General features: G+C 73.5%; 7 protein-coding genes and 1 pseudogene. 4 read left to right on the plus strand and 4 right to left on the minus strand.

Annotation, left to right across the window (positions count from 1 at the left end; translation table 11 throughout):
• Both G3I42_RS24995 and G3I42_RS25000 read left to right on the plus strand, forming a co-directional pair.
• A pseudogene (locus G3I42_RS24995) lies at nucleotides 1-345 on the plus strand (MFS transporter); the annotation flags it as partial.
• Nucleotides 346-447: 102 nt separating this feature from the next.
• A complete protein-coding gene (locus G3I42_RS25000; RefSeq protein WP_164289527.1) occupies nucleotides 448-1,296 on the plus strand; it encodes an LLM class F420-dependent oxidoreductase in 849 nt (282 codons plus the stop codon).
• A 119-nt stretch (nucleotides 1,297-1,415) separates the two neighbouring features.
• Here the strand turns inward: G3I42_RS25000 and G3I42_RS25005 are convergent, their stop codons facing one another.
• From G3I42_RS25005 to G3I42_RS25015, 3 genes are all read right to left on the minus strand, one after another.
• Nucleotides 1,416-2,390, minus strand: a complete 975-nt coding sequence (locus G3I42_RS25005) for an SDR family NAD(P)-dependent oxidoreductase (protein WP_164289529.1) — start codon at nucleotides 2,388-2,390, stop codon at nucleotides 1,416-1,418.
• A 163-nt stretch (nucleotides 2,391-2,553) separates the two neighbouring features.
• Nucleotides 2,554-3,387, minus strand: a complete 834-nt coding sequence (locus tag G3I42_RS25010) for an aldo/keto reductase (RefSeq protein ID WP_164289531.1) — start codon at nucleotides 3,385-3,387, stop codon at nucleotides 2,554-2,556.
• Between the two features lie 244 nt (nucleotides 3,388-3,631).
• A complete protein-coding gene (locus G3I42_RS25015; protein ID WP_164289533.1) occupies nucleotides 3,632-4,999 on the minus strand; it encodes a deoxyribodipyrimidine photo-lyase in 1,368 nt (455 codons plus the stop codon).
• A gap of 427 nt (nucleotides 5,000-5,426) precedes the next feature.
• Here G3I42_RS25015 and G3I42_RS25020 point away from each other — a divergent pair, with 427 nt between their 5' ends.
• Both G3I42_RS25020 and G3I42_RS25025 read left to right on the plus strand, forming a co-directional pair.
• Nucleotides 5,427-5,942 carry a lytic polysaccharide monooxygenase auxiliary activity family 9 protein gene (locus G3I42_RS25020; protein WP_164289534.1) on the plus strand — a complete coding sequence of 172 codons (516 nt, stop codon included), beginning with the start codon at nucleotides 5,427-5,429 and terminating at the stop codon, nucleotides 5,940-5,942.
• 196 nt (nucleotides 5,943-6,138) lie between these two features.
• The gene (locus tag G3I42_RS25025; RefSeq protein WP_164289536.1) at nucleotides 6,139-6,894 is read left to right on the plus strand and encodes a chitinase; all 756 of its coding nucleotides are present in this window, start codon (nucleotides 6,139-6,141) and stop codon (nucleotides 6,892-6,894) included.
• A 90-nt stretch (nucleotides 6,895-6,984) separates the two neighbouring features.
• On the opposite strand, the gene G3I42_RS25030 is transcribed toward G3I42_RS25025, so the two are convergent.
• Nucleotides 6,985-7,743 (minus strand): DUF4232 domain-containing protein, encoded by a 759-nt coding sequence (locus G3I42_RS25030; RefSeq protein WP_239096659.1) that lies wholly within the window; start codon nucleotides 7,741-7,743, stop codon nucleotides 6,985-6,987.
• Between the last annotated feature and the right edge of the window lie 91 nt (nucleotides 7,744-7,834).

The following is a 7,834-nucleotide window of genomic DNA, read 5'->3' on the forward strand; positions in this document are numbered from 1 at the left end:
GGGGCGCTGCTCGCGCTGTGGCACGGCGGGCCGCTCGCGGTGGCGCTCGGGTACGTCGTCATCGGGACAGGCTTCGGCTGCGCGATGGCGGCACTGCCGCGCCTGGTCCACCTGGGCGCGCCCGCGGAGCACAGCGCCTCCGCCAACGGGGTGAACACCGTGGCCCGTACGGTCGGCGGCGCGGTCGGCAGTCAGGCGGGCGTGGCGGTGCTCGCCGCGCACCCCGCCGGGGCCGGACTGCCCGCCGCGGGCGGGTTCACGGCGGCGTTCTGGCTCGCGTCGGCACTCGCCGCGGTGGCCGCCGCGCTCGTTCTCGTCCTGCCGGGGCGTCGTCCCGCGCGGTGAAGGTCCGGTACCGGTGGGCCGGGCGGCGCCCAGAGGGGGAATAGCTGTGATCACCGGCGCGGTTGCCGGTGGGTGACAGTGGGTCCGACGGGAAGGTCAGGCATGGACATCGGTCGTATCGGCATCTGGAACGTGCTGCTGAGCAAGGGGGACCCGATCGCCCAGGAGGCGACCCGGGAGCTGGAGGAACTGGGGTACGGGGCGGTGTGGCTCGGCGGGAGCAGCAGCGTGACCGGGGCCGCCGCGCTCGTCGCCGCCACGTCGCGGATCACCGTCGCCAACGGCATTCTCAACATCTGGCAGCACACGGCCGAGGACGTCGCGGCGGAGGCGTCGGACCTGGAAGAGGCGCACCCCGGCCGCTACCTCCTCGGGCTCGGCGCGAGCCACGCACCGGCGGTGAAGAACTACCGCAAGCCGTACTCGACGATGGTCGCCTACCTCGACGCACTCGACGCGGCCCCGCGCCCCGTCCCCGCCGCGCGGCGGGTGCTCGCGGCGCTCGGCCCGAAGATGCTGAAGCTCGCCGGGACGCGCGCGGTGGGCGCCCACCCGTATCTCGTGACGCCGCAGCACACCGCCGAGGCCCGCGAGATCCTCGGCCAGGGCCCGCTGCTCGCGCCCGAGGTGAAGGTCGTGCTGAGCGAGAACGCCGAGCGGGCCCGCGCGATCGGCCGGCAGGTCCTGGACATGTATCTCAAGCTGCCGAACTACACGAACAACTGGCTGCGCCTCGGCTTCACCGAGGAGGACTTCCGCGCGGGCGGCAGCGACCGGCTCGTCGACGCGAACGTCGTCTGGGGCTCCCCCGAGACGATCCGGGGCCGGATCGCCGAGTACCACGAGGCGGGCGCCGACCACGTCGCCGTCCAGCTCCTCGACGGCAACCCGGACTCGCTGCCGCGCGCCGGGTGGCGGGAGCTGGCGGAGGTGCTGGGGCTCAAGGGCTGAGGAGGACCGGGGAGCGGGCGGGGCCGCGGGGCGTCACGGGCGCGGCCCCGTCGCCGCGAGGCGCTCGGCCCGCTCCCGCAAGCCCCCGCACTCCCCGTCCCGCCCCGCTCCCCCGGCCCTCAGCCGCGCCCGAAGGTGTCGATGCCCGTGCGCTCGGCGGACAGGGCCCACAGCCGGGCCGCCTGCTCCGGGTCGATCGCCCAGTCCTTGACGCCGCCGCTGCCCTCGGGCGCCTCGTCGGCGGGGACGGCGACCTCGCAGTCCTCCAGGTAGAGGCCGCCGAGGCCGTCGAGGAGCGGCGAGGTCGCGGCGAAGACGGTGGTCGCCGCGCCCTGCTCGGGGGTCTTGAAGGCGTCGGGGTCGGTCAGTTCGCCCTGCTCGTCGATCCAGCCGCGCGCCACCATCTCCTGGCGCTCCAGGTGGCGCTGGAGCGGGGTGAGGATGCCGCCCGGGTGCAGGGCGAAGGCCCGTACGCCGTCCTCGGCCGCGAGCGCGTCGAGGTGGACGGCGAAGAGCACGTTGGCGGTCTTCGCCTGCCCGTACGCGTCCCACTTGTCGTAGCCGTCGCGGAAGTCGATGTCGTCCCAGCGGATGCCGGAGCGCAGGTGACCGGTCGAGGAGAGGGCGACGACGCGGGCGCCGCCGTCCGCGAGCAGCGCGGGGCGCAGGAGGTTGGCGAGGGCGTAGTGCCCGAGGTGGTTGGTGCCGAACTGGGCCTCCCAGCCGGGCCCGACGCGGGTCTCGGGGCAGGCCATGATGCCCGCGTTGTTGACGAGGAGGTCGATCGGGCGGCCGGAGGCGAGGAATTCCCCGGCGAAGGCGCGGACGCTGTCGAGGTCGCCGAGGTCGAGCGTGGCGACCTCGGTGCCCTCGATGCCCGCGAGCGCTTCTCGCGCCGCCTCGGGCCTGCGCGCGGGCACGACGACGTGCGCGCCCGCCCCGGCGAGGGCGCGGGTGGTCTCCAGGCCGATTCCGGAGTAGCCCCCGGTGACGACGGCCAGCCTGCCGCCGAGGTCGGTGCCGGAGAGCACCTCGCTCGCGGTGGAGTCGTGGCCGAAGGGGGAGCCGATGGGGTGCTGCTGGCTACGGGTCATGGTGACGACGCTACGAACTGGAGCGCACTCGAAGTCAAGCGCGGCTCGCCCCTCGGAGCGACTTCCCCCCGGGCGAGTGCCCGGGCCCCGCTGCGGCGCGGGCCTCGGGCACCTCCGGCGTGACGGATGCGGCTACGGCACGTAGCGGCGTGGTGAAGGCCGCCTACGGCACGTAGTTGAACTCGTCCGGGTTCGGTCCGGTGCGCTCGTCGCGGTTGAGGGCGGAGATCTCGGACATGTCGCCCTCCGTCAGCTCGAAGTCGAAGAGGGCGAAGTTCTCCTCGACACGGGAGCGGGTGACGGACTTCGGGAAGACGATGTCGCCGCGCTGGATGTGCCAGCGCAGGGTGACCTGCGCCGTGGTCCTGCCCAGGCGGTCCGCGATGCTCGCGATGACCGGGTCCTTGAGGACGAGGCCCTGGGCGATCGGGGACCACGCCTCGGTCGCGATGCCGTGCTCGGCGCCGAAGGCGCGCACCGTCTCCTGGGTGAGGTACGGGTGCACCTCGATCTGGTTGACGGCGGGGACGACGTCCGTCTCCTCCAGGAGGCGCCGCAGGTGGTGCGGCTGGAAGTTCGACACACCGATCGCCTTGGCGCGTCCGGAGCGGTAGATCTCCTCCAGCGCCTTCCAGGTCTCGACGAAGTCGCCGACCTTCGGCAGCGGCCAGTGGATCAGGAAGAGGTCGAGATAGCCGATGTCGAGATCGGCGAGGCTCTGCTCGAAGGCGGCGAGCGCGTCGTCGGGGGCGTGGAAGCCGTTGTTGAGCTTGCTCGTGACGAAGAGCTCCGCGCGGTCGATCCCCGAGGCGCGGACCGCCTGGCCGACCTCCTTCTCGTTGCCGTACATCTCGGCGGTGTCGATGTGCCGGTAGCCGACGTCGAGGGCGCTGAGCGTGGCCTCCTTCGTCTTCTCCGGCGGGACCTGGAAGACCCCGAAGCCGAGCTGGGGGATCTCCACGCCGTTGTTGAGGGTGATGTTCGGTACTGCGGGCACGTGCCTCTCCTCGGTAGGTCGGCGGGGGCGGGAGCCGTACGATCGCACGCGGGCGAGGTGCTCCACCGCCACGGGGGTTCGCCTCCCCGTTTTCCGGCGGCGGAAAACACTGTTTCGCCCTGTTTCGACACGATGTGCGCGGCTTGTCACTCGCGGGTACGGGCTTCCGCGCCGCGGCGGAGGGGACGCCTCCGCCACGGGTCCGCGTGCCCTCGTACGCCCCGCGCACACCGCCCCGCGCGACTCAGCCGCTCTCGCGGGCCCTGCGGAAGCGGTCGCGGCCCTCGGCGAGGTCCACGAGCGGCGCGGGATAGTCCCCGTACGCGTCAGGGCCGAGCTTCCACGGCTCGTGCACCGCGCGCCCCTCGACGCCGCGCAGCTCCGGGACCCAGCGGCGTACGTAGTCGCCCTCGGGGTCGTACTTGCGGGCCTGCGTGAGCGGGTTGAGGACGCGGCCCGGACGGGTGTCGGTACCGGTGCCCGCGACCCACTGCCAGTTCATCTGGTTGTTCGCGAGGTCGCCGTCGACGAGGAGGTCGAGAAAGTGCGCGGCGCCGAGCCGCCAGTCGAGGTAGAGGGTCTTGGTGAGGAAGCTCGCGGCGAGGAGCCTGCCCCGGTTGTGCATCCAGCCCTCGTGCGCGAGCTGACGCATCGCGGCGTCGACGACCGGGTAGCCGGTGCGGCCTTCGCGCCAGGCGGCGGCCTCGCGCTCGGCGGTGCGCCCGGTGCGCCAGCGGTCGCCGCGCGGGCGGTAGTCCTCGTGGGCGGCGGCGGGGCGCGCGGCGAGCACCTGGTGGTGGAAGTCCCGCCAGCACAGCTGCCGCACGAAGGCGTCGGCCCCGGCCCCGCCGTGTGCGCGTGCCCGCTGCACGCACTCGGCCGCCGAGAGCGCGCCGAAGTGGAGGTACGGGGAGAGCCGCGAGGTGCCGTCGCCCGCGAGGTCGTCGTGCAGCTCCTCGTACCGGCTGACGCCGTCGCGCCGCCAGTCGGCGAGCCGCGCCCGCCCCTCGCGCTCGCCGCCCTTCGCGAGCCCCGGCGAGACACCCGTGACGTCCGCGCGGCGCGGGACCTCGTCGGAGCGGACCTTCGGGGGAACGGTCAGCTTGCGGGGCGCGCCGAGGGGGTCGCGCAGGTGCTGGGCGGCCCACTGGCGGTGGTAGGGGGTGAAGACGGCGAAGTGGTCCTTGCCGCCGGGGACGACTTCGCCGGGCGGCACGGCCGTGACGACCGCCTCGTGCTCGACGAGTTCCGCGCCCGTTCCTTCGAGCGCCGCGCGCAGCCGGTCCGCGCGGCTCCTCGCGTACGCGCTGAGCCCGGCCGCCAGGTGCACGCGTTCCGCGCCCGTGGACGCGACGAGTTCGCGCACGACGCGGACGGGATCGCCCGCGCGCACCACGAGCCGCCCGCCGCGCTCGCGCAGTCCCGCGTCGAGGTCGCCGAGGCAGTCGGCGAGGAAGGCGGCGCGGTTGGGCGCGAGGAAACCGGCCTTCTCGATACCGGGGTCGCGGACGAAGAGCGGTACCACCTCATCGGCCTCGCGCAGCGCGGCGCGCAGCGGCGGGTGGTCGTGCAGGCGCAGGTCGGAGGTGTAGAGGACGATCGATGCCTTCACGGCGGGCTCCGCTGGGACGTACGGGACGGACTACCGCGATGATCGCCGGACGGGGACCGTGCGGCGCGCCTCCCACGCGGAAGGACGGGAGCCGAACACCCGCTCGATGCACACGCGTTCGGGGCAGCGTTCGCGCGGGCGAGAGCAACTCCCACGCGCGGCGCGGAGGGTACCGCGCCCCGCGCGGGACGGGGGCGCACTCAGGTCAAGCGCTTCCACTCCCTTGACGTGAACACGTGACTCGGTATGGTCTAGTCCAAGTGGCCCAGACCATTGGGAACTCCGGTACCCCCGTGCCGTGTTCACCGGTCGCGGCCAGAAACCTTCGCGCCTCTTGCACCCCCACCCTGAGAGGCCGCCCGGACGGCACGGCACCCCACACCGCCGCACCGCTCCCGGGCCGACCGACCGCAGTGAAGGAGAACTCATGCACGCCAAAAGGAAGTTCGCCATCGGAGCGGGCGCCGTCCTGGCCCCCGCCCTCGCCCTGACCCTCGGTGCGAGCACCGCGAGCGCCCACGGCTACATCAGCGACCCGCCGAGCAGGCAGGCCCAGTGCGCGGCCGGCACCGTCTCCTGTGGCGACATCACGTACGAGCCGCAGAGCGTCGAGGGGCCCAAGGGCCTGACGAGTTGCAGCGGCGGCAACTCCCGCTTCGCCGAACTCGACGACGACTCCAAGGGCTGGGTGGCGACCCCGGTCAGCTCCACGACGCAGTTCAACTGGAAGCTCACCGCGCAGCACGCGACGAGCACCTGGCAGTACTTCGTCGGCGGCCAGAAGATAGCCGAGTTCAACGACAACGGCGCCAAGCCGGGCGCCACCGTGACCCACACCGTGGACTTCGGGAACCTGAAGGGCAAGCAGAAGGTTCTCGCGGTGTGGAACATCGCGGACACCACCAACGCCTTCTACAACTGCATCGACGTCACGGTGCAGTAGGAGAAGTCCCCCCGCGGTAGGCAGCAAGCGGTATTCGGCACAGGGCACTTCGGCGAAGGACACTTCGCCGCGGCGCCGAGCCACGGAGCCGGGCCCCACCCCGGCCCGTGGTGCTTCCCCTGCCCTCCCCCTCCCCCCACACCGGCGGGCCGCCGTCACCTCCTCACGGCGGCCCGCCGCACGAATGGAGCCCCCCGTGCGCGCACGACTGCTCGCTCTCCTCTCGGCGACCGCCTCGGCCGCCGCCCTCACGACCCTCGTCCTCGGCGGTCCCACCGCCGCGGCGAGCCCGCACCCCGCGACCACCGGCACGAGTCAGCACGTCTCCGCCGCCGCCTTCGTGGTGAGCCAGTCCCAGTTCGACCAGATGTTCCCGGGCCGCAACTCCTTCTACACGTACGAGGGCCTGACGGCCGCGCTCGACGCCTACCCCGGCTTCACCGGGACCGGCAGCGACACGACGCGCAAGCAGGAGGCCGCGGCCTTCCTCGCCAACGTGAGCCACGAGACCGGCGGCCTCGTCTACGTCGTCGAGCAGAACACCGCCAACTACCCGCACTACTGCGACACTTCGCAGCCGTACGGCTGCCCGGCCGGCACCGACCAGTACTACGGGCGCGGCCCCATCCAGCTGAGCTGGAACTTCAACTACAAGGCGGCGGGCGACGCCCTCGGCATCGACCTCCTCAACAACCCGTCCCTCGTGGAGAAGGACGCGGCCGTCGCCTGGAAGACCGGGCTCTGGTACTGGAACACGCAGAACGGCCCCGGCACGATGACGCCGCACGACGCGATCGTCAACGGCCACGGTTTCGGCGAGACGATCCGCAGCATCAACGGCAGCCTGGAGTGCGACGGGAAGAACCCGGCACAGGTCCAGAGCCGCGTCGACAACTACACGCGCTTCGCGCAGATCCTTGGCGTCGACCCGGGCACGAACCTGAGCTGCTGAACGGGTGCTCCCGCAGCGGCAGGAGGGGCGGTCCGCGCGTCGCGGACCGCCCCTCCCCCGTACCCCGCGCCGGAGCGGGGACCCGCCCGCTCAGGAGGGGCCCGCGCCCGCGCTGACCGTCGTCACCGTGAAGGTGTCCCCGCAGACACGGAAGTTCCCCGCGCGTGTCGTCATCGCCTCGCGCGAACCGGGCGGGTAGACCCGCAGCAGTTCGCCCTTCGCGCGGCAGGGGCCGCCGACTCCCCCGTTGAGGGTGTGCACCTCGCTGTGCGCCTTGCCCCCGGGCGCGAGCCGGACACCGGCCCCGGCCCCTCCCTCGCGCTTCGCCGGAGCGCCGATCTGCGCCCCGTCGCCCGCGAGATGGGAGACCCCGGGGTAGCCGCTGAGCACGCAGGTACGGCCCGAGGTGTTGGTGAAGACGAGCGAGTAGTGGATGTTGCCCGCGCCCACGTCGCCCCGCCCGAGGACGAGCCGCATCCCGGCGGAGGTGCACCGCGGGGTGCCGCCCTCCTTCGGCGCGGTGGTCGGGGGCGTGCTCGCGGAGGCGCTCGGCACGGCGCTGGGCGGGGTCCCCCGCGGAGTGTCCGGCGAGCTGTCCCCCGAACCCTCCTGCGAGCTGCCCGGCGAGGTGCTCTGCGGGGCGGAGGTGCCCGGCTGCTCCGAGCCGGTGCCCGGCGGGCTCGCCGGCTCGCTCGTGGGCACGGTGGAGGCGTCCGAGGCCGGGCGGGCCTCGTTCCCGCCGCCGTCCCCACCGGAGCAGGCGGTGAGTGCCGCCGCGGTCAGGAGGCAGAGCAGGACACCCCGCGCGGGGCGGCCGCCCGCGCCGTACCGTCCCCGCCGTCGGCTCATGCGTGTACGCGTCACGTTCCCCATGAGGCCCGTCTTCCCGCCCCGAGGGCCCCCCAACCCGCCGGGCGCGGGTCGTACGGGGGTACGAGGG

It is taken from the genome of Streptomyces sp. SID11385 (assembly GCF_010548245.1).
Lineage (GTDB): Bacteria > Actinomycetota > Actinomycetes > Streptomycetales > Streptomycetaceae > Streptomyces.